This window comes from Phormidium sp. CCY1219 (assembly GCF_035615515.1).
Taxonomy (GTDB): Bacteria; Cyanobacteriota; Cyanobacteriia; order Cyanobacteriales; family Laspinemataceae; genus CCY1219.
Genome location: NZ_JAJENT010000139.1, coordinates 1 through 204 on the forward strand (window position 1 = coordinate 1; position 204 = coordinate 204).

1 protein-coding gene is annotated in these 204 nt (G+C 44.1%); it reads right to left on the reverse strand.

Annotation, left to right across the window (positions count from 1 at the left end):
• Positions 1 to 173 (reverse strand): HNH endonuclease (locus LKK83_RS00745; protein ID WP_324628810.1); only part of this gene is annotated, 173 nt, incomplete at its 3' end.
• Between the last annotated feature and the right edge of the window lie 31 nt (positions 174 to 204).

Sequence of the window (204 nt, forward strand, 5' to 3'; positions counted from 1 at the left end):
ATAACAAGGTCTCTTGCGGTTTTGCGGTCGTGGCAGTGTTGATGCAATGCTTGACGGTTTTTATGGGTATCTTTACCTTCCGCCGCTAGAGGTTTAATATGGTCGATTTCTATGAGGTCACTGTCCGTGAAGAACAGGCCACATTCATTGCACTTGCCTTTTTGTTCCTTCAAAAGTCTGGTTAATTTAGTTGGGAGACCAACT